Below are 19,370 nucleotides of genomic sequence, written 5' to 3' on the forward strand. Positions count from 1 at the left end.
GTTCGCGCGCGCATCCTCCGGCGCCTCGGCGACCGCGAGCGCGAGGCGCGGCCCGTCGGCGGCCGGTTTCACGCCGCCCAGGCCGGGCCGGCGCGCCTTGGGCTGCACCTTCACCCGCACCGCGACCCCCGTCGCCTCGGCCCGCCAGAACGCCATCAGAAACGATAGACGCCGAGGGCCGGCGCGATCGAGGTCGCGAGCAGTATGCGCAGCGCCTGCAGCGCGATGATCAGCACCAGCGGCGAGAGATCGACCCCGCCGAGATTGGGCAGCCGCCGGCGGATCGGCCGCAATGCAGGTTCCGTCACGCGGTAGAAGAAATCCGCCACCGTCCAGACGAAGCGGTTGCGGCTGTCCAGCACGTTGAAGGCGAGCAGGAGGGACAGGATGGCCGAGATGATCAGCGCCCAGACATAGAGGCTGAGCGCCGTGTCCAGCAGCCAGAACAATGCTTGCATCGGTCCTCCGTGACCTCCCTGCCTCGGTCGCCGTGACCTCGGGCGCAACCTAGTGACCGCCCCCCCGCCGGGCAAGGCGGCGGGGGGGCGCGAAGGCGGGTTGACTTCGCGCGGGGGCTGGGGCACTCAGCCGGCCTCTCGCGGGTCGGGGCTGTAGCTCAGTTGGGAGAGCGCGTCGTTCGCAATGACGAGGTCAGGGGTTCGATTCCCCTCAGCTCCACCACCGCGCGAGACATTCTCTTTCCTTTCAATAGGTTGCACGTCTAGTTGGCAAACCCCGGCCAGGGGGTTTGCCAACCTCTTTCTACTCGCCTGCGCGATTCGATCGCTCATGCGAGTGACCTTCCGCATCGCTTCGGCCGCCATCTGTTGCTGGTTCGCTGCAGCGGTGTAGCGCGTCACCTCCGCCAGCGTGCGATGCCCGGTGATTGACTGGATCTCGTGCGGCGAGCACCCGGCCTCGGCAAGCTTCTTCGCGGCAGTCTTGCGCAGCCCGTGCGCGCGACAATCCGCCGGAAGGCGCGCGTCGTTCATCTTGTCGCGGAACCAGTTTCCGAAGCCCGCATCGGTGAAGGCCGAGCCGTACTGAGTCGTCAGGAACGTGATGTGATCGGCCGGCGCGTGCGCCAAGGCTTCGCGAAGGTCACGGTGCATCTGGATCGCGAGCGGCGTGCCAGTCTTCCGTTGCACCAGGTGCAGCACAAGCCCCTTCACGTTCGGCCTGCCCATGCGGATCACGTCGCCGCGGCGCTGGCCGGTGTAGAGCATGAGCGCGAACGCCAGGCGCGGCATGGTGCCCAACGGCCAGCGCGCCTCGAACTGCGCGATCTCTGCGTCTGTCCACGCGCGGTGCGCGTCCTTGTGATAGCGCGCCTTGCGGACGTGCTCGACGGGGTTGTCATTCCGCCAGCCGCGTTCGATCGCGTGGCGCATGAGCTGCCGAAGAATCTGCCGGAAGCGGTTCGCCATCCCCGGCGTCTCGACCATCTTGTCGAGCAACGCCACGACGTGCCGGCGCTCCATGTCGGCGACCAGTTTGTGCCCGTGCTCGGCGCGCAGGCGTTCCAACACGTTGCGGTACGCCTTCACGCTCGACGGCGCGAGCGCGCGATAGTCGGCCGATGCGTAGTAGTCCACGATCAGCGCGCCGAGGCTGCGCGGGATCTCGCCCTTCAACGAAGGCACCTTCGTCTCGCCAGCCTCCGCCGCGGTGTGCGCAGCGGCATAAGCGGTAAGGAACTGCGGCGAGCCGAATGGCGGCGGTAGCGGAGCAGCCTTGAAGCCCGGCCGCCGGTAGTAGAAGCGCAGCTTGCCATGGCGATCGACCATGCGTTTGATCCAGGGGAGCCGGTCGGATTTCATGGCGCGTCCCATGTGTTGGTGCGGCCAGCACTCTGCCCGCGCCGAGGGACGGCGCGCCACGCTTCCCTGAGTTCCTCGGTGTCCCACAGCACGCGGCCACGCAGCTCGCGCGGCTGCGGCATCAAGCCTTCGGTGACCAGGGAGTCGAAATGCGAAGCCGATACCCCGAGCAACGCAGCCGCATCTTCGCGCGCGACGGCAAACGGCAACAGGGAAGGCGAGAGGCGGCTTGGCCTCCCGATCGCTTCCCCGTTGCTGCCGGCCTCGCGCCGCGCCATCGCTTGTAGCCTTCCGTCAGCCCGCCAGCTTGACCCGCACCGTGGTCGCCGAGGTGCCGGCATCCTCCACGGCCACGCCGATGCGGAACATCTGGTCGTCGTCGCTGGCGCCGTTCACGGTGTCATCGAAGAACACGGGGTCGCCGAGATCGAAGGCGGTCACGGTGTCCTTGCCGAGATCGACCACGCCAGCGGTCAAGACGACGAAGGTCTCGCCCGTCGCGGCCGGGCCGGTCGCGCAGCCGAACAGTTCGCCGATCAGGACGCCCTCGCCGGATTCGAGGTCGCGGGGGGCGGCGGGCACGGTGATGTGGTCGCCGCGCTGCACATAGTTGCGCATCGGTCAGACTCCTTTGGATGTGATGAAGCGAACGGTCGAGAAGCGCGGCCTTTCCAGGGCCGCGATCTCGGCATCGGCGGCGCCGATGGCCGCGGCCATCTCGCTGTCCGACTTGAAGGTGACGGACTCGCCGTTCTGGTCGCGCACCTCGCGGACCCCGCGCATCCGCGCGGCCCATAGGGCGCTACGCCAGGCGCGGAGTTGCGCGGGACTGGCCATTACAGCCCGCCACCGAGGATGCCGGTATCGCCTTCGTTGGTGTACGCGCCGCGGTAGTCGATCGCGCCCACGCCGAAGTCGAACACGGTGCGGAACTCGACGCCCAAAGTGTCCCACCCCTGCCGGCTTTCCATCTGCGGCGCGGGCGCGCTCGACAGAAAGGCCACCTCGAAGTTCGCGAACGAGGCCGGGTCGGCGAACAGATACCACCGCTCGCCGGACAGGCGGGGCTCGACCATGAGCGTGAGCGTGCGGCCGAGGCTGTTCACGTTCTCGCCGGACACAGGGAAGATCTCCGCCAGCGCGTGCGAGGCGTCCACTTCGAACTCCGGCGAGACCACCAGGTGGCGCGGCACGACATTGATCGGGCTCACGCCGTCGAGGCCCCGCTGGCCGCGCATCGCGGCGAGGCCAGCGGCGAAGGCGGACTCGCCAGGTGCGGCCGGGGTGGTGGCGACGTTGCCGTGCGTCGCGTGGAACATGCGCTGGCCGTCCGACATGATCGGACCCAGCCCGCCGCCCTGCGTCAGCAGCCCGACCGCGGCGTTGTTGAGCGTCTCGGCCGCCTGCCGGCCCTGCATCTGCATCATCTGACCGAAGGCGTTGAGGTCGTCGTTGACGATCGCCTGCCGCGTGAGCGCGAAGAGCTTGGCGTAGGACTTGATGGCGAAGGACTCGGCAGACTCGCCGATGCCGCCATGCTTCACCTCGCCGGACTGAGGCACTTCGTCCAGAAGCGACAGCTCGCCGAGGCGCAGCCGGTGCAGCGTGCGGAAGTCGCGGCCCTCGGTGCGGCGGAACAGGTCCAGGACCGGACTGCGCGCGGATTCGTAGGACGCCAGGAGCGCGCGGTTGCCGGTGCCGGTCAGGAGCTGCGGCAGGTCGCCGGTCGTCATGGCGCGGGTCAGTACCGCTTCGTCCGACATGGGCACGACACGCTCGCCACGCGCGGCCAGCATCACGCGCGCCATGCCGGCGAAGCCGAGGCCGCGGTACTGGCGCGCGGGCTCCGGCAGTTCGGCCAGGGCGCCCATGCGATGGGTCAGGGCATCGGCGCAGCGCGTGAAGGTGGCGTCGGGCGCGTCATGGGACTCGCCGACATGGGCACGGATGCGCGGCGCGGCGTCGGCGCGGCGATCCAGTTCCGCCAGGGCGGCGGCGCGTGCGGCTTCGATCTCGGCGCCCGCGTCGATCTGCGCATCGGCCCATGCGGTGCCGAGGTTGTGGCGCGTGGCGAGGCTGCGGATGGACTGATTAACCTCGGCGCGGTTCTGCGTCTCGGGCTCGGTCGTGGTGGTGCCGTCCGGCATATCCTGACTCCTCACGGTTGCGCCGGGATCGGCGCCGATGGAAACGAGCGAAATCTCATGGGGCCGCCAGCGGGTGGCGGTCTTCACGCGGCGGCCCTGCGCGTCGGTGGACTCCGACCAGGCGCTCACGACGTAGCCCACGCTCACGCTGCGCACGGTGCCGTCGCGAACGCGGTCAACGATCGGCTCGACGTCGGGAGCGGCGGAGAAGCGCAGCACGGCATGGCCGCGCCCATCCTCTACCCATGCCTCGGTGACGATGCCGAGTGTGGCGCGGGTGCTGGTGGTGTTGTGGCCGTCCAACAGCGGCGCGCCGCTCAAGCCCGACAGGTCCACATGCGCCGGGTCGAGCGACAGCACCTCGATGAAGGGACCACGCGCATCACGACGCGGGACACCCGCGCCGGAGGACCAGACCACGCGCAGGGTGCGGCTGCGCTCATTGTAGGTGGCCGAGCCGAGGTCGGCGGAGCGGCGGCCAGTGTCAGGGATCAGCGGCCCATCGTCAGGCATCGGGTGCAGGCTCCGTCGTGGTGGCGGGTGCGGCGCCGAAGGCCAGGCCGAGCGCGGTCTCGCGCTTTCGATCGGCGGCGATCTCGGCGTCGAGTTGCTCGACCGAGTAGCCGCGCTCGGCCACGGCCTGCCGGCGCGACTTCAAGCCCGTGGCGATCAATGCCGCCTCGGCCTCGGCGTCCTTCATCGGATCGACCCACGGCCAGGCCGGCGGATAGAACTCGGCGGCCATGTAGGGGCGCGGGTCGTCATCGAAGCCGGGTGCGTCGATCGCCCCGCGCAGCACCGCATGGGCGATGAAGCGTTCCCACACCGGCCGGACGAACTGCCGGATCAGCACGAGGTGTTGGAAGGCTTCGATCCTGCGGCGGAACTCGACCAACGAGGCACGCAGGGATGAATAATTCGCCTGCCGCAGGTCGCCGGTCAAAAGGTACTCCGGCACGCCGAGGCCTGCGGCGATGGCGCGGAGCTGCAAGCCGAGGAACTCGACGGCCTGTTGCATCTGTTGCGGCGAGGAAAACCGAATGTCGAAGCCCGCGGGCAGGACGCGCAGCGTTCCGGGTTCAAGCCCGGCCTCTAGCAGCGTGCCGCGCTGGTCGCCGTCCGCACTGGTGAATGGCGACGGGCCGGTCGCGTTCTGGTCGATTAGGAAGCCCGCGTGCAGCGCCGCGACCTTCGCAGCCATCAGCAACGCGTCTTCGGTCTGGTCTTCGTCGCGCAGGCGGAGCAGCGCCGGAGTGAGCCAGGGGATGCCGCGCACCTGCCCAGCCGCGACGGGCCGGAAGATGTGCAAAATCATTTCAGAAGGAACGCGGGCCGGTGCCAGCATCCCGAACGCGGCGCGGTCGCGATGGACCATGTACGCGACCCGCTCGCCGGCTGCGTTGAACTCGACCCCGCTCACGAGGTAGCCGCCGCCGGGCAGGCCGTCGCGGGTTTCATCGTGCGCAAGCAATTCGGCCGGCAGGTGACGCAGGCGGAGGCCGTCGCGGGTCTCGACAATCTGCACCAGGGCTTCGCCGTCCACCGCGATCGCCCGCGCGACCGCTGCGGTCTGGCCGTAGAAGTCGAGACGCCCTTCGGCGTCCGCTTGGGCGGTCCACACGGCAAAGGCTTCACCTAGCGCGCGGCGGGTCGCTTGGTCGGGATGCGCGGATGCCGGGACGATGCCGGTGCCCACGGCCGCGGCCTCGATCGCGTGAAGGCCGTTGCTCGCCCAAGGGGAGTTCTGCGCCGAGTGTCGGCTGCGCGCGCGCAGCGTCGGCAGGGCGAGGCCCGTCTCGGATTCAATCCGGCCGAAGCGAGGGGAGTCACCCCACCGCCGGCCCATCGCCGCGCCTTCAAAGCCGCGCGTCCGCAGCGCCGGGGCGGAGCGACGGAAGATGCGGTCGAGGCCGAAGGGCAGGGCCACGCGCCTCAGCCCTCGGTCAGCAGCGCGGGCGGGATGCGGTCGGCGAGGTCGATCAAGATGGTTGCGACCACACGCTCCCCGCGGGCCGCGCGGTAGTTGGCCACGATCCGCTCGACCACCTCGCCGGCCGGCTCGGCGTCGGGTGCCAGGATGTAGGTCGAGAACGTGCGGCCCTCGGTGCCGCGCAGCACGACAACCTCCACGCGCCAGCCGCGCTCGCCGCGCGCCAGGCCGTCCAGGGCTTCGGCGAAACCGTTCGAGTGGAACGCCACGTTCGGCGTGCGAGGCCGGTCGGCGGTGCGGTCGAGCGACGCCAGGATCGGGCGCATCTCCGGCCCGCCAATGCCGAAGTCGATCAACGTCGCGGCGAGCGCCAGCTTTGCGGCGGCCTCGCGATCGAAAAGGGCCGCAGCGGTACGCCCGGCCGAGGTCCGGCCAGACGGCAGGACGACGCCCCGGGCGACCGAGCCACGCATCTGCTGGAACAGCAGCGCAGCATCTTCTTCGCTGCGGCCGTCGTGAGCGGCGACGATTTCAACGATGTCGGCGAGTCGGCGCATGGGGGCACTCCGTGAAGGCCCCTGATTTAGCACGTTTCATGCTACGTGCAAGTTTTTCTTGCATACGACGCGCAAGTGCGGGATACCCCTCGGGCCGGTCGTTCCCCCGGCACTGCGATGATCCTTCTGTTGAGACTTGGCCGGGCCGCCTCAAAACGGCCCGGCCTCTTTTATGTACTCAGTCCCAACATAGTGGTGACTACTCCACTAAATGTCGTCGAAATCATACTACTGGACAGATGAATCTCGACCGATATTCAATGCGCCCGCCCGAACAGGAGGGGGCATCAATGGAAAAGAACCTATCCCTTGCCGTAGCCGCCGCGCTGCGGCTGCTTGAACACAGCGCCGCCGAGCGTGGTGTCTCTAATTTCGCGCTGCCCATCGAGGCGGAGATTGCCGTGCTGCGGCTTTGCCGTCACGCGGCCGAAACGGCCGGGGGAGGAGAGGAGTGAGCGCGCGGCCTTTTGCCGAGCAGCTCGCCGATCTGGTGCGAGTTGCCGAAGCAACAGAAGCGCTCAGGGAGGAAGCATATCGCCTCCGATGGGATAGAGAGAGAGTAGCCGCCGAAGAGGCCGCGCACGAAGCAGGGAAGTGCCGCGGGGAATACGAGACGCACCTCATGGAGCGCGAGCCACAAACACGGGAGGAGGCAACCGCGTTGCTCGCCCTTTGTGCGTTTCGTCTGGGGTGTGCCGCGGACAAAACGGGTCGGGTGTATTTCGCTCCGGGCGAAGAAGATGACTTTGCGAAGATATGGCTGCCGCGCGTTGTGGAGACACTCTTTCGCGTGCTGACATTCTTGGAGAATGACAACGACAGTGACGACGTGAAGCGCCTCATCAACGCAATGTTCCCGTCGGGCTGGAACGTCTAGGCGCCCGTCAACCACCGCGACTTGATGACGGCCGGCAGGACGGGCGGCGGGGTGTGCCCCCGCAGCTCGTCCGCCCTCCGGCTCGGTGACGTCGCCACCAAGGCGCGCGCCGCCAGTGCATAGACCGCGCTGTCGAGCGCCTCGGCCATCCGGCCGGGGATGCGCTGCCACAGCGCAACGGGCTGGCCGCGCTGGTAGCGGATGACGCGGCGCTCGCTGGTCATCTGCAGCCGCCATTCCTCCGGCAGCTCGGCATTGAACGCAAAGCCCGCGGCGCGTGTCATGCGGTCGTGTAGGCGCTGCTTCGCGACGTCCACGCCGACAAGCCATAGCCGCACGCGCTTCGACTCGCTGCGCGTGACCAGTGGGCGGGCACCAGGGGCGCCTTTGATTGCCACGTTTGCGGGCTGCGTGCGGCAGAACATCTCGACACGCGCCTGAGTGTTGCCGTCGCCAGCGTCGATCGCCGTCATGCTGCGGCCGATCGTCACGCCATCCTCGCGCCTGTATGTCTCGCGCAGGTGGTCCGCCAGGTCATGCCAGACAGCATCCTGCAACGGGCTCCCGGCCAGGATGCGATGGTCGAGCACGAGCCATTCATCCTCGGCCGTGAAGCCCATAGTGGTGATCTCGATGCGATCGCCCTGCACGTCGGCGCCGCTACACAGGAACAGCACGCTGGCGGGGATGCGATCTAGGCCGATCGGCGCCGCCATCGGGAGCAAGCCGGACGGGTCGATCGCACCTTCCGTGTCGCCGTCGTCCCACAACTCGGCCAGGACGACGTTGACAAAGGTGCGGAGATCCTCCGGCCGCTTCTTCGCGTCCATGAACTCGGCGGCGAGCGCCGGCCAGGCTGCGGCGGGATGCGGTGCGATCAAGCACGACACACGGAAGCCCGCATGACCTTTCACGTCCGGTCGCGTGATGGTCCACCGGCCCTCGCGCACCATGTCGGGCTTGTGCGCTTCGTCGTGCAGCACGCCGCAGGAAGGACAGCACCACGCGGCCTCGGCAGGCTTTCCCTCCGGCCAGCGGATATCCTTCCACCGCACCTCGGCGAAGTCGCCGCACGACGGGCAGCGGCACTCATAGATGCGCTGGTCGCTGCGCTCATAGGCGGCGTGGACGTGACTCGTCGTGCTGGTGGTCGGGGTCGAGCCGATAATGATTTTCCGATTGCGGAAGCTCATGCTCCGCCGCTCGGCGAGTAGGACCGGGTTGCCCTCCGCTGTCGGCTCGAAGGCGTCGCACTCATCCATGACCACGACGCGGGCGGAGTGCGCGCGCAGGTTCCTAGGGCTGCGTGCCGCAACCACGCGCAGGCTGCCACCAGGGAACTGCCGGAACAGCAGCCGGTCACGCCCTTCTGCGCTGCGATCAATGGCGAGGGTCGCGCGCAGGTGCGGCGACGCGGCCAGGCTCGGCTCTAGCTGCGACGTGACGAAGGATTTGCAGTCATCCTCGGTCGGCAGGACGGCCAGCACGTTGCACGGGTCGCGCGCCGCGAAGTGCGCGATGGCACCCAGGAGCAAAGTCGAGTAGCCGAGGCGCGCACCCTTGAGCACGGTCACACGCTCGACAGCGGGATCGGCAAGCGCATCGCAGAGTGCGCGCTGAAACGGCCAAAGCCGGACCAGGCCGGGGCTGTCCGACAAGCCGCCCGGCAGGTGGAAGCGTTCTTCCATCCACGCCGACAGCGGCCGCGTGTCGGGCGGACGCAGCACGGCCAGGGCCTCGGCGCGCACGTCATTGATGCGGTGCTGCGGCGCGGTCAAAGCGAGTCCTCGGCCAGCTCGGCCAGCGCAGCGCGGATCTCGGTCTCGACCGTCGCCACGATGGCAGCGTGGCCAGGGTGCGCCTGCGCCACGCGCGCGGGCACGGCCAGAAGGCTTGCCCGGATGCTGGCGCAGATGTGCGACCACTCGCGCTCGACCATATCGGCCGGGAGCAGTTCCGCCCGCTCCCGCGCGTTGATCCGCTCGGCGCGGTCGGCTTGCTCGCGCACCAGGCGCGCCTTTTCCAACTGGATCGGGTCAGGCGGCCGGCGGGGTTTCGGCGCGGCCTCCTTTCGGGGGGCACGCGCCGCGCCAGTGCGAGGGATGCGGGAGCGGATCGGGGTCGGTTTCTCGGCCACGGGAATTAATCCGAGTCCGGGAGGGAACTGCCGGGCTCTGCGCATCCCCGCGCCCGCCCCCCGCCGGGAAGGACCCGCCGCACCCCCTCCCCCGCCAGTGCTGCGGTCATCTCGGCCCGCGCCTCGGCCGCCGCGCCGAGTGCCCTAAGCACCTCTCTCCCCCAAGATTGGGGGTCTGGATCGGTTACGGGGTTACACCCCAGGCTTTCCGTGGGTTGTAACCGATTCTCGTTGCGGTTACGCACTCCCGCTGTAACCGCAGCGGAATCGGGCTCAACGCCTAGAGTTTCCTCGGTTGTAACCCCGTAACCGCTACCAAGGGGGGTATCTGGCGATGGGTGGGTCAGATAGCGCCCAAAGGCATCCGCGAAGTCCGCCAGCCGGTAACCCTTCTGCACCTCGCCTTCTATGCGCAGCGGGCGGGATCGCACGCCGAAGGGGGCGAGCATCGCAGAGAGCTGCCGAGCACTGAGTCCCTTGCCGTGGTTCATCTCGCCCCATGTCCGGTCGTCCATGCGGAACAGAAAATCGACCAGCACCGTCGAGCGGATCTGCCCATCGCTCCCCTCGGCCGCGAAGGCGGCGGCGATATCGGCAAGCAGCGTTGCAGCTGATTCCTCTTCCGGCTCCGGCTCGGCGCCGAAGGTTTCGAGCAACGATGCCCGCGCCCGCCGCCGCCATTCCTCCCCCGCATGATCCGCGATGGACAGCAGCGGCACCGAGATATCGCCCTGCCGGTCGTTGAGCTGGTCGGGCACCTCCGGCTCTAGGGACAGGGCGGCGACGTGATCCGATGCCCAGCGCGCCAGCATCCGGGCAAGGTCCACCAGGGCCGCGCGGCTCGCCGGCAGGCGCATCTTCTCGACCCTCTCGCCGGGCAGCTTCCGCTTCAACGTGATCGGCACCGCACGATCGGCCACGGTGCCGGGAATGCGGCCGATGGCGGCGATCGCCAGCGGCGCGAAGGTCGAGAAGGTCTTCGGCACTTGCTCGCCGTCCGCAGTCTTCTCGACCCGGATCGCGGCCCCGTGCCGCTCGTAGCCGCTATTCAGGATGCCGCGCAGTTCTTCGCGGCCGGCCAGGAAGGAGTCGGCTTCATCCACTGCTAGGGTCGGGCCGTGCATCTCGACCACGCGGAACAGCGCAGCGGCCGTGATGTTGTCCGCCTTCAACGCGCGCCGGCAAAGCGCGTGCAGAAGATCCAGGAGAGTCGACTTGCCGCACCGCATCGTCGGCGATGTGACGGCCAGGCGCGGCGTGTGGTGGAACTGTTCGAAGACCCAGCTATGGGCGATCCACAGCGCCACGCAATCGGCCGCAGCCGCGGGAAGGATGACGTGCCGCCGCACCGCTGCAACGGTCGCGTCTAGTGCTTGCGTCGTGCTGACGGGCTCGCCCCACGGGTCGGGAGTGCGGAAGATGTCCTGCCGTTCTTCCTTCCCGATCAGCGCCTCCCGCGCCTTCGCCACCTCGGAGTCCAGGGTGGCCACGGGCACGCCGAGGCGCTTGGCTTCGGCCACGCGCCTGCGCCCGTACTCCATGGGCGTAAGGCACGCCAGCGCGGCAATCTCGATCGCGTCGTCACCCGCGTCGGGCATGATCTCGGGTGTGTCACGCATCGAACACATCCCCCGCGCCCTGCGCGGCATGGCCGAGGCCCCGCGACAATGCCCAGCGCACCAGCGACGCGCCTTCGCCGACCGTCTTGCCGGCCAGGACCAAGCCGCCATCCATGGCACGGATCGCCTCGGCCTCGGTGATCTCGCCCCGCTCGACGAAGCGTGCCAGGCCGCACGCCTCGCGCAGCGCCGTCGCGTGACGGGCAGACTCGGGCGCACCAGCAACGCGCACCGTGGCATTGCGCAGGGCCGCAGCGGCGTAGCGTCGGCCGCCTCCCCCGCCACCGCCCGGTCTCGGCTTGGGTTTCGGCCTCGGTACGCTCGGGATCGGCGTGCCCGGCGGCGGGCGCTTGGTGTCGAGACCGGGGGGCACCTCCACGACAGGCCGGCCGGGCAGCATCACCAGGCGGTCGCGCAGGTGGTCCGGGCGGCCCTCGAAAATCGGCGCGGCCGTGTAGATGGGCTGTGCCGCGCCGAAGACGCTGTAGTCGAGCAGCGGCTTGCGATCGGCCGTGCGGCCGATGGTCGGGTCGAACCACGCCAGAAGCCCGGCGCGGTCGAGCGGCGTGCCCAGCCAGAACCACAGGCGGAGCCGCGCGCCGGGCTTGATGCCGTGGCCGGCTGTCGCCTGCGCGATGCACGCCGCGCCATCGAACGCGGGAGGCAGGCGCAGCGCGGCCAGCGCCACGCGCGCGCAGCCGGCCAGGTCGCGCCGGTCCACCTCGCCAGGGAGAGGGACAGGCGCATCGAAGTCGAGCGCGAGCCATCGGCGCGGCTCGACCTTAAGCGTCGGCTGGTCGCCGGTTTGCTGGTCGGGATAGACCAGCCGGCGGACCCATTGCGTGCGGGCTGGATCGGCGATGCCGCCTCGCACGACGCAGGAGTCCGGCCGCGCCACCAGGTCGCGCAGCAAGGCGCCGACATCATCGAGACCCGACACGGGCTGCGACGTCATGGAGAAGAAGCGCGGCCGGTCGAAGTCCTGCACCACGCCAACGGCCAGGATGCGCTTCGCCAGCACCCGCGGGGCGCGGGCGCGGAGGATCGTCACGGTGTCCATGGTCACGCCCTCCCGCCGGCCAGCCGGATTAGGACGGAGTCCAGGACGGCCGAGGGATTCAGCCGGCGCCAGGTGGTGCAGTGCTGCGCCCGGCTGGTCACCTCCCCGGCCTTCACGCGCGCGTCGGCGCGGTGCCGATGCCGGAGCCCGCACCAGGGGCAGGCGTAAGACACAGTGTGCCCCGTGCGCGACAGGCGTGCGTCCATGATGGGGCGCGAGGGGGTTTGCGACTCGGCCGGGTTTGCCAGCGCGATTCGGAAACCCTGGAAAACCTTGGGATTGATTCCCGGCGTTTTCCCTGCTATGTATTTGAAATCGTGAGGATTATTCGGAGCCCTCAGCTCCACCATCGCCCGCGAGACTCAATCCCTGATATCGTGACCCGGCCCTACGCCGCTTTTCAGGGCAGCAGCGACGTATTGTCCGCGGTGAAGGCCAGGATGGCCGCAGCCGCCAGGTGCAGCACCGACATGCCCCACGAGAGCGGCTGGCGCAGCGCCATCCACCAGCCCGGCGCGACACCATCGGCCACCAGGCGCCGGTCGGTCGGCAGCAGCGCGGCGAAGACCAGCGCCAGCAGCAGCAGACCGGTCATCGGCGGCATCAGCAGCGCCGGCCAGGCCGTGAGCGAAGGCAGCACCGACAGCACCAGCAGCCGCGGCTGCACCGTCTCGGACCGCGCCGCCAGGCCCCACCAGGCGCCGCCGACGAAGCTCGCGATCACAGCGCCGTAGCCCAGCCCCGCGGCTGCCGCGACGGCACGCCACTCCGGCGCCATGGCGATCACGGCGACCATCGCCAGCGTGGGGATCAGCCCGGCAAAGCCGAGCAGGCGTGCGGCGCGCGGAAGGGGCGAATCGGTCATTTCGACCCCTTTCTGCGCGGGCACGCCCGTCGCTGCCAAGCGCTCAGGCGCGGATCCAGGTTTCGGAGAAGGCCAGCATGGCGGTCGAGATCGACTGCCCCGCGATCTCGCGCGGGATCGGCGCGCCGGGCCGGACCTTGCCGTTCACCGTGACGGTCGCGTTGGCGCAGCCCACGAAGAGGGTCGGCATGTGATGCTTGCCTGTCGCGGAATTCCCCGGTGTCAGCGCGAAGCAGAAGGGCTTGCCGAGGCCCGACCAGGTGAGCGCGACGGTCAGGTCCGCACCACGCACCGTCTCGGAATAGGTGGTGATGGCATCCCCGCTGGTGCGCACACTGTCCAGCTTGGCGTACCGCAGGCCGGCAAGGCCGGGCAGGTTCCGCCAGGCGCCGAAATGGCTGACGTAGTCGGCCACCAGCCAGCGCGCGAGCGGCTCGTTGTCGGTCAGGCAGATGTTCTGCCCGTCGGCTGCCTGCGGGTCGAGCATCAGCACCAGCGCATGCCCGCGCCCATGCGGGGAGAGCACGACGCGGAAGAAGGAGGCCAGCGTGGTGAAGGACCCGGCCGGGTCCTCCTTCAGCGAGATGCCGGGGTTCTCGCCGGACCATTCGACGGTCCCGGGAAACAGGATGGTGTCGGTCATGGAGGTCGCTCCTGGAAGGGATTGTGCAGGGTGGGCCGTGCGCGGCGCGGGATCAACGGGCCGAGCCGTCATCGGCCCAACGCGCTTGCGGCGCGATGGCGTTTCGCAGGCCTCCAACGCGAGGGTGCTCCACGCGCCTGCGGCATGATGGTGCGCAACGCGCCTCCGGCACGACGACCTTCAACCCGCCTGCGGCACGATGATCTTCAACGCGCCTGCGGCACGATAATCGTCAACGCGCCTCCGGCACGATGATGCGCAGGTCGGGCGTGGCGCGCCCGGCCGCGGCCTCGGCCAGGTCGCGCACCAGCCGGTCGGCGATGCCGATGCGGTAGTGCTGCGGGTCCCAGTAATTGGTGTCCTCGCGCGTGATGCTGCTCGGGATCATGAAATCGGCCAGGATCGTGCCGGGCCTCCCGCGCGCGATGGCGGCGATGGAATCCCGGCAGGCCGCCCAGCGCAGCTCCTCGATCGTGACGGGCTGCGGCTGCAGCGAGACATGGTAGGGCACCAGGAACAGCAGCACGCGCGTGCTGGCCGGCAGCGCGGCGAGCCGTTCGGCCAGCAACGCGTGCTGCGGGAAGTCGAAGACCGGCGTGCCGGCCGGCGCCGGTTCGGGCGTGGGCGGCACCAGGCCGGCGGCGGCGCGCGGCGCGTCGTAGCGCGCATCATCGGGCAGGAAGTCCGCCCATCCGTCGCGCCCATAGCGCGCGCGGCCCAGACCCAGCATCGCCAGCGCCTGCTTGCCGGCTTCCTCGGCGGCGAAGGGGTTCAGGATCTCGGCGTAGCCGCGCCAGAGATTCGCCCCGTACATCCAGTCCGGGAAAGGCCGCGGCGTGAGGCGCCGCAGCGGCCCGCTCTCGCACCACACCATGTCGAGGCCCACCAGCACGTTGCGCGGCGCCGGGTGTGCGCGCGTGAACAGCGCCAGGAGCTGCGACTGCTCCCAGGCCGTGCCGCTGTTCATCGACAGGTTGGCGAAGCGCCCGCCGAAGGCCTCATTCAGCACCGGCGGGCGCAGCAGCCGGGAGGCCGAGGTGCCGATCACCACCGAATCGAAGCGGGCGTCGCGCGCCAGCATCGGGTAGGAGAAGCGCTGGTTCGTCGTGACCGTCTCGCGCGGCAGCGGCAGCGACAGCGGCAGCATCCCCCAGGGATCGACCAGCGCGATGAAGGCATAGGCCACCACCAGCAGCGTGCCGGCGGTGCCGAGCAGCCGCCTGGTGAAGCGCGCCCAGCGCGCCGGGTCCTCAGAACTGGAAATAGATGAACTCATTCGGGATCCGACCGCCGATCAGCAGCAGCATCAGGAACAGCACCACGCCCACCGCCGCGCCCACCAGCGGCACCGGCCGCAGGCGTTCGAGCGCGGCGCCCTGCGAGGTCGGCCCCAGCACGGCGGCGAGGCAGCCCGCGACCAGCGCGACCGTCTGCGTGGTGTCCATCACGACCGCGCCGCGCGCCAGCGGCAGGCCGGCCAGGGCTTCGAACATGCGCGCGGCGGAGGGGAAGTCCGGCGCGCGGAACAGCACCCAGCCCGCCATGACGAAGCCCAGCGTCAGCACCCAGCCCAGCACCCAGGGCAGGCGCAGCCCCGTGCGGTTCCACGCCGCGTTCACCGCCAGCGCCGCCCCGTGCATCCCGCCCCAGACCACGAAGGTCCAGGCCGCGCCATGCCACAGCCCGGCCAGCAGCATGGTGATGACGACGTTGATCGCCTGCCGCACCGCACCTGCGCGGTTGCCGCCGAGCGGGACATACAGGTAGTCCCGCAGGAAGCGCGACAGCGTCATGTGCCAGCGCCGCCAGAACTCGCGGATCGAGGCCGCGCGATAGGGCGCATCGAAGTTCGCCGGCAGCCGCAGCCCGAAGATCAGCGCGAGCCCGAGCGCCATGTCCGAATAGCCCGAGAAGTCGAAATAGATCTGCAGCGTGTAGGCCAGGGTACCGAGCCAGGCGTCCGACGCCGCCAGAGCCTCGCCCGCCGCGGCGCGGCCGAAGGCGGCATCGGCGACGGGGGCGAGCGTATCCGCGATCGCCACCTTCTTCACCAGCCCGATGGTGAAGAGCACGAAGCCCCGCGCCAGGTTCTCCGCCATCTCCGGCCGCCGCGGGTCGAGCGCGAATTGCCAGATCACCTCGTTGTGGCGCACCAGCGGCCCGGCCACCAACTGCGGGAAGAAGCAGACAAACAGGAAGAAGTCCGACAGGCTGTAGGTCTTGGCCTGCCCGCGCTTGAGGTCGACCAGGTAGGAGACCTTCTGGAACACGTAGAAGGACACGCCAAGCGGCAGGATGATGTTCCACGCCTCGTGCCGCCCGCCCAGGACCCAGGCGACGTTGTCGGCGATGAAGTTGGCGTATTTCACCCAGGCGAGCACACCAAGGTTCAGCACGATGCCGGCATCCGCCCACCAGCCGCGCGGGCTCGCCGCATGCGCGCGCGCCACCAGCCAGTTGACCAGCGTGAGGCCCACCAGCACCGGCACGAAGCGCAGGTCCCAGAAGGCGTAGAAGGCCAGCGAGGCCAGCACGACCCACCACTGGCGCACCGGGCGCGTGGGTGCGAGGTACCAGCCCGCCAGCGCGAGCGGCAGCAGGCCGAGGATCAGCGCCTGGGAATTGAACAGCATGGATGCTCAGCGCCTCAGGCTGCGGCCGCTGTAGCAGGCATTGCGCTGCGCGATGGCGCGCAATTCCGGCGGCAGCGGCGCCATCTCGTTGTGCGCCATGCGCTCGCGCGCCGCGCGCGACCATTCGGCCGGGGCGATCGAGGGATCGGCGAAGGACCCGCGGACCTGCACCGGGATGTCGAGGGCGAAGAAATCCGTCGTGTCGCTCTGGCTGCCGATGATGAGGTCGAGCATCTGCCGGTTCAGGTCGAAGGTCGCAAGCCCGCTGATCGTGCCCGTGCCGGCGCGGATGCGCAGCGGCGCCGCCCGCCCCACCCCGGCATCGATGTCCACCGCCGCGAGCAGGCAGCGCAGCGGCGTGGTCCCGCGCGAGGTGCGGAACAGCGCGCGCACATCGGTCGAGGCCATCTCGATCGCCTCCCGCGCGATGGTCCCGCCGGTCATGCCGACCACCGCCGAGATGCGCGCCTGGCGCGTGGCGGCATTCACGCTCGCCGCCTCGGCCGCTGCCGCGATGTCGGCCGAAAGCCGCCCGCTCACCGGCAGCGCGTGCAGGCCGAAGGCGCGGCGCAGCGTGTCGATCTCGCCGTCTCGCAGCGTGACCTGCGCGGCCACACGCGCGCCGCGTGGCGCCGGCAGCAATTCGGCGGACCCGGCCAGGCGCGCCCCGAAGGCGGTCACCGCGGCCTCGTGCAGCGTGATCCGGCCTGGTGCGACCTCGAGCCGCGCGCGCGCATCGCTGCCGCGCAGGCGGGCGTAGATGAGCTCGCGCGTCGAGGCCTCGACATCCAGCAGCGGGTCGGGCAGCGCCGAGACCACCGGCGGAATGTCGGCATCGCCATGGCCCCGCGCGCCCTCATCCGGGCCGAGCAGGCTGTTCACATCGAGACGCGCGACCTCGATCCGCCCGACGATGCGGTCGGGCTGCCCCGCCGAGCCTTCGGTCAGTTCGAGCAGCGCGGCCGCCAGCGCCGCGCCGTCGAGCCTGCCGGTCGCCTCGCTGAGCCGCCACAGGTCGCCCTGGCGGGTGAAATGGCCGGAGAGTTCCACCGGCACGTCCGGCCCCGCGCCCGCCCCGGCCATCGCCAGGATGTCGGTGGGCGTCGTGGCGGCGAGGGTCAGCCTGCCGTCCAGGCCGTCGGCGTTGAGCGGGTCGGTGCCGGTCCCCTCGAACAGCAGCGAGGTGTGCTCGGCCGTCGCGCGCAGCGTGAGCGGCAAGGGTCCGCCGGCGCGGAACTGGTCGGCGCTGAACAGCGCCCCTTCGAGGCGCAGCGGCACGCCGTTGTAGCTGCCGCGCGCCTCGATCGACCCGGGCCGCTCCGCGGGCGATGCGGCCAGCCGCGCGGAATCGATGCGCGTCACCAGCTCCGCCCCGCTCGTGGTCCGGAAGACGACCTGTGAATCCGCCAGTTCGAGCAGGGCGGGCAGGACCAGGCGCGCCGCGCCGCCGCCCTCCCGCGCTTCGCCGAAGCGCCAGTTCGGCCGCCGCCCGGGCGCGCGCTCCAGGAACAGGATGAAGCCGGCCGCCGAGATCTCGTTCACCGCGACCTGGCCGGTCAGCAGGGGCAGCGGCGCGACCGCCACGTCCAGCCGCGCGAGCTCGACCATGTCGGCCCTGGTGCCGCCCTCGATGTTCGCGATGCGCAGGCCGCGCAGCGCGATGCGGGTGGGCAGCCCGGGTGTGATGCGCAGGCTCTCGATCGTCACGCCGCGGCCGAGCGCGGCCGTGGCGCGCGCGGCCGCGACGCCCGCGAGGTCGATGCGCGGCAGCACCACCACGCCAAGCACCACCGCCAGCACCGCAATGCCGGCGAGAATGCCGATGACGATCCTGCCGCGACGGCCCAAGCCCTGCGCTCCCCTTGGCCAGGGGCGCCGCTTACACCAGCCGGCGCCGCGGGGCTATTCCGCCACCAGGTTCAGCCGGCGGATCAGCGTGGCCCAGCGCTCCCCCTCGCGCTGCGCGCGGGCGGCGAAGACCTCGGGCGGGTGGGGATCGGCCGGGTCGGCGCCGACCCGGGCATAGGCGGCGCGCACCCGCTCGTCGCGCAGCGCATCCTGCAGGGCGGCATTGAGCCGCGCGACGACCTCGGGCGGCGTGCGCGCCGGCACCGCCAGGCCGAAATAGGAGGACGCCTCGTAGCCCGGGATCGTCTCGCTCATCGGCGGCACGCCGGGCCATTCGGGGCGCGGGGCGGGGGTGGTGACGGCCACCGCTCGCACGCTCGGGGTGGTGCGCAGCGCCTCGCCTTCCGGCAGGCCGAGGCAGCGCGCCTGCACGCGCCCGGCGATCAGGTCGGTCATGGCGTTCGTGGTCTGGCGATAGGGCACGTGCACCATGTCGAGGTTCAGCCGCGCGCCGACATCCTCCATGATGAGGTGCGTGATCGCACCCACACCGGCCGAGGCGAAGTTGAACTTGCCCGGATTGGCGCGGATCCAGGCGACCACCTCGCCGAAATCCCGTCCGGGCACCGAATTGTGCACGATCAGCAGGTTCGAGGTGGTGCAGAACATGCCCACCGGCGTGAAGTCCCGCGCCGCATCGTAGCCGATGTTGCGGTACAGCAGCGCGTTCAGCCCGCTGTTGGTGCCGAGTGTCGCGACCAGCACGGTGTAGCCATCGGCAGGCGCACGCGCGACCGACTCCGCGGCCATGTTGCCGGCCCCGCCGGGGCGGTTGTCGGGCAGCACCGGCTGGCCCAGCCGCTGCGCCAATGCCTCGGCGGTCACGCGGGAGACGATGTCGGTCTGCCCGCCGCCGCCATAGGGGATCACCAGGCGGATCGGGCGGTCCGGCCAATTGGCCCGGGCGCTGCGCGGCGCGGCCAGCAGCGCCCCCGCGCCGCCGAGCAGGACGCCGCGGCGCGATGCGCCGATGCGGGCGATGGTCATGGCTTCCTCCGCGTGTCGTCGTTCCTGGCGGCGAGGCTAGCGTGCTTTCGCGGCCCTCGTCATCGGCACCGCCCCGCCGTGCGCGGGCCACCGCTGTCGCGCGGCGCATCGGCACCGGCGAAGGCCGCGCGGGCGTCAACCCGATGGCGTCTGCGCGCCGGCCAGGGCCGCGACCAGCCCGCGCAGC

The 19,370-nt window shown here is 70.3% G+C and carries 19 protein-coding genes, 1 tRNA gene and 1 pseudogene; 3 read left to right on the forward strand and 18 right to left on the reverse strand.

Annotation, left to right across the window (positions count from 1 at the left end; genetic code table 11):
* Nucleotides 1-155 precede the first annotated feature (155 nt).
* On the reverse strand, nucleotides 156-458 hold the full coding sequence (locus HW578_RS10825) for a YggT family protein (protein WP_198370570.1): 303 nt from the start codon (nucleotides 456-458) through the stop codon (nucleotides 156-158).
* 147 nt (nucleotides 459-605) lie between these two features.
* Between HW578_RS10825 and HW578_RS10830 the strand changes: the two genes are divergently transcribed.
* Nucleotides 606-681, forward strand: a tRNA-Ala gene (locus tag HW578_RS10830).
* 209 nt (nucleotides 682-890) lie between these two features.
* Here the strand turns inward: HW578_RS10830 and HW578_RS28430 are convergent.
* From HW578_RS28430 to HW578_RS10865, 7 genes and pseudogenes are all read right to left on the reverse strand, one after another.
* Nucleotides 891-1,832 (reverse strand): annotated as a pseudogene (locus HW578_RS28430) (tyrosine-type recombinase/integrase); the annotation flags it as partial.
* On the reverse strand, nucleotides 1,817-2,098 hold the full coding sequence (locus tag HW578_RS10840) for a helix-turn-helix transcriptional regulator (RefSeq protein WP_198370571.1): 282 nt from the start codon (nucleotides 2,096-2,098) through the stop codon (nucleotides 1,817-1,819). The gene HW578_RS10840 and the pseudogene HW578_RS28430, both read right to left, overlap by 16 nt.
* Nucleotides 2,099-2,114: 16 nt before the next feature.
* Nucleotides 2,115-2,438, reverse strand: a complete 324-nt coding sequence (locus tag HW578_RS10845; RefSeq protein WP_198370572.1) for a DUF2190 family protein — start codon at nucleotides 2,436-2,438, stop codon at nucleotides 2,115-2,117.
* Nucleotides 2,439-2,441: 3 nt separating this feature from the next.
* Entirely contained in the window at nucleotides 2,442-2,657 is a 216-nt protein-coding gene (locus HW578_RS10850) for a phage head-tail joining protein (RefSeq protein WP_198370573.1), read from the reverse strand.
* The gene (locus HW578_RS10855; RefSeq protein WP_198370574.1) at nucleotides 2,657-4,480 is read right to left on the reverse strand and encodes a prohead protease/major capsid protein fusion protein; all 1,824 of its coding nucleotides are present in this window, start codon (nucleotides 4,478-4,480) and stop codon (nucleotides 2,657-2,659) included. The genes HW578_RS10850 and HW578_RS10855 overlap by 1 nt, the downstream gene beginning before the upstream one ends.
* On the reverse strand, nucleotides 4,473-5,894 hold the full coding sequence (locus HW578_RS10860) for a phage portal protein (RefSeq protein WP_198370575.1): 1,422 nt from the start codon (nucleotides 5,892-5,894) through the stop codon (nucleotides 4,473-4,475). Before HW578_RS10860 ends, HW578_RS10855 begins: the two co-directional genes overlap by 8 nt.
* 5 nt (nucleotides 5,895-5,899) lie before the next feature.
* On the reverse strand, nucleotides 5,900-6,454 hold the full coding sequence (locus tag HW578_RS10865) for a hypothetical protein (RefSeq protein ID WP_198370576.1): 555 nt from the start codon (nucleotides 6,452-6,454) through the stop codon (nucleotides 5,900-5,902).
* A gap of 290 nt (nucleotides 6,455-6,744) precedes the next feature.
* On the opposite strand from HW578_RS10865, the gene HW578_RS10870 reads away from it, so the two are divergent.
* Complete coding sequence (locus tag HW578_RS10870) at nucleotides 6,745-6,909, forward strand: hypothetical protein (protein ID WP_198370577.1); 165 nt, start codon at nucleotides 6,745-6,747, stop codon at nucleotides 6,907-6,909.
* Entirely contained in the window at nucleotides 6,906-7,331 is a 426-nt protein-coding gene (locus tag HW578_RS10875; RefSeq protein ID WP_198370578.1) for a hypothetical protein, read from the forward strand. Before HW578_RS10870 ends, HW578_RS10875 begins: the two co-directional genes overlap by 4 nt.
* Here HW578_RS10875 and HW578_RS10880 read toward each other — a convergent pair.
* The 10 genes from HW578_RS10880 to HW578_RS10925 all read right to left on the reverse strand — a co-directional run bounded on the left by HW578_RS10880 (nucleotide 7,328) and on the right by HW578_RS10925 (nucleotide 19,183).
* Entirely contained in the window at nucleotides 7,328-9,109 is a 1,782-nt protein-coding gene (locus HW578_RS10880) for a phage terminase large subunit family protein (protein WP_198370579.1), read from the reverse strand. The genes HW578_RS10875 and HW578_RS10880 overlap by 4 nt on opposite strands.
* Nucleotides 9,106-9,468: a terminase small subunit gene (locus tag HW578_RS10885; protein WP_198370580.1), complete on the reverse strand. Its 363-nt coding sequence runs from the start codon at nucleotides 9,466-9,468 to the stop codon at nucleotides 9,106-9,108. The genes HW578_RS10880 and HW578_RS10885 overlap by 4 nt, the downstream gene beginning before the upstream one ends.
* Before the next feature lie 5 nt (nucleotides 9,469-9,473).
* Nucleotides 9,474-11,087: a DUF3631 domain-containing protein gene (locus HW578_RS10890; protein WP_198370581.1), complete on the reverse strand. Its 1,614-nt coding sequence runs from the start codon at nucleotides 11,085-11,087 to the stop codon at nucleotides 9,474-9,476.
* Complete coding sequence (locus tag HW578_RS10895) at nucleotides 11,080-12,147, reverse strand: hypothetical protein (protein WP_198370582.1); 1,068 nt, start codon at nucleotides 12,145-12,147, stop codon at nucleotides 11,080-11,082. Before HW578_RS10895 ends, HW578_RS10890 begins: the two co-directional genes overlap by 8 nt.
* A 400-nt stretch (nucleotides 12,148-12,547) precedes the next feature.
* On the reverse strand, nucleotides 12,548-13,012 hold the full coding sequence (locus HW578_RS10900) for a DUF3429 domain-containing protein (protein WP_198370583.1): 465 nt from the start codon (nucleotides 13,010-13,012) through the stop codon (nucleotides 12,548-12,550).
* A gap of 43 nt (nucleotides 13,013-13,055) precedes the next feature.
* Nucleotides 13,056-13,655 carry a hypothetical protein gene (locus HW578_RS10905; RefSeq protein WP_198370584.1) on the reverse strand — a complete coding sequence of 200 codons (600 nt, stop codon included), beginning with the start codon at nucleotides 13,653-13,655 and terminating at the stop codon, nucleotides 13,056-13,058.
* Between the two features lie 232 nt (nucleotides 13,656-13,887).
* Nucleotides 13,888-14,931 carry a hypothetical protein gene (locus HW578_RS10910; protein ID WP_198370585.1) on the reverse strand — a complete coding sequence of 348 codons (1,044 nt, stop codon included), beginning with the start codon at nucleotides 14,929-14,931 and terminating at the stop codon, nucleotides 13,888-13,890.
* On the reverse strand, nucleotides 14,906-16,288 hold the full coding sequence (locus tag HW578_RS10915; protein ID WP_198370586.1) for an MBOAT family O-acyltransferase: 1,383 nt from the start codon (nucleotides 16,286-16,288) through the stop codon (nucleotides 14,906-14,908). Before HW578_RS10915 ends, HW578_RS10910 begins: the two co-directional genes overlap by 26 nt.
* Before the next feature lie 6 nt (nucleotides 16,289-16,294).
* A complete protein-coding gene (locus HW578_RS10920) occupies nucleotides 16,295-18,136 on the reverse strand; it encodes an AsmA family protein (RefSeq protein WP_198370587.1) in 1,842 nt (613 codons plus the stop codon).
* A gap of 54 nt (nucleotides 18,137-18,190) precedes the next feature.
* Nucleotides 18,191-19,183 (reverse strand): Bug family tripartite tricarboxylate transporter substrate binding protein, encoded by a 993-nt coding sequence (locus tag HW578_RS10925; RefSeq protein WP_198370588.1) that lies wholly within the window; start codon nucleotides 19,181-19,183, stop codon nucleotides 18,191-18,193.
* Between the last annotated feature and the right edge of the window lie 187 nt (nucleotides 19,184-19,370).

Origin of the sequence: Roseomonas rosulenta (assembly GCF_016106005.1) — a bacterium.
GTDB classification, from domain to species: Bacteria; Pseudomonadota; Alphaproteobacteria; order Acetobacterales; family Acetobacteraceae; genus Neoroseomonas; species Neoroseomonas rosulenta.

Excerpts from the sequence above, each read along its gene's own strand:
- HW578_RS10825 (WP_198370570.1), bottom strand. The coding sequence starts at position 458 with ATGCAAGCATTGTTCTGGCTGCTGGACACGGCGCTCAGCCTCTATGTC.
- HW578_RS10840 (WP_198370571.1), bottom strand. The coding sequence starts at position 2,098 with ATGGCGCGGCGCGAGGCCGGCAGCAACGGGGAAGCGATCGGGAGGCCA.
- HW578_RS10845 (WP_198370572.1), bottom strand. The coding sequence starts at position 2,438 with ATGCGCAACTATGTGCAGCGCGGCGACCACATCACCGTGCCCGCCGCC.
- HW578_RS10850 (WP_198370573.1), bottom strand. The coding sequence starts at position 2,657 with ATGGCCAGTCCCGCGCAACTCCGCGCCTGGCGTAGCGCCCTATGGGCC.
- HW578_RS10855 (WP_198370574.1), bottom strand. The coding sequence starts at position 4,480 with ATGCCTGACGATGGGCCGCTGATCCCTGACACTGGCCGCCGCTCCGCC.
- HW578_RS10865 (WP_198370576.1), bottom strand. The coding sequence starts at position 6,454 with ATGCGCCGACTCGCCGACATCGTTGAAATCGTCGCCGCTCACGACGGC.
- HW578_RS10870 (WP_198370577.1), top strand. The coding sequence starts at position 6,745 with ATGGAAAAGAACCTATCCCTTGCCGTAGCCGCCGCGCTGCGGCTGCTT.
- HW578_RS10890 (WP_198370581.1), bottom strand. The coding sequence starts at position 11,087 with ATGCGTGACACACCCGAGATCATGCCCGACGCGGGTGACGACGCGATC.
- HW578_RS10895 (WP_198370582.1), bottom strand. The coding sequence starts at position 12,147 with ATGGACACCGTGACGATCCTCCGCGCCCGCGCCCCGCGGGTGCTGGCG.
- HW578_RS10900 (WP_198370583.1), bottom strand. The coding sequence starts at position 13,012 with ATGACCGATTCGCCCCTTCCGCGCGCCGCACGCCTGCTCGGCTTTGCC.
- HW578_RS10905 (WP_198370584.1), bottom strand. The coding sequence starts at position 13,655 with ATGACCGACACCATCCTGTTTCCCGGGACCGTCGAATGGTCCGGCGAG.
- HW578_RS10910 (WP_198370585.1), bottom strand. The coding sequence starts at position 14,931 with ATGAGTTCATCTATTTCCAGTTCTGAGGACCCGGCGCGCTGGGCGCGC.
- HW578_RS10915 (WP_198370586.1), bottom strand. The coding sequence starts at position 16,288 with ATGCTGTTCAATTCCCAGGCGCTGATCCTCGGCCTGCTGCCGCTCGCG.
- HW578_RS10925 (WP_198370588.1), bottom strand. The coding sequence starts at position 19,183 with ATGACCATCGCCCGCATCGGCGCATCGCGCCGCGGCGTCCTGCTCGGC.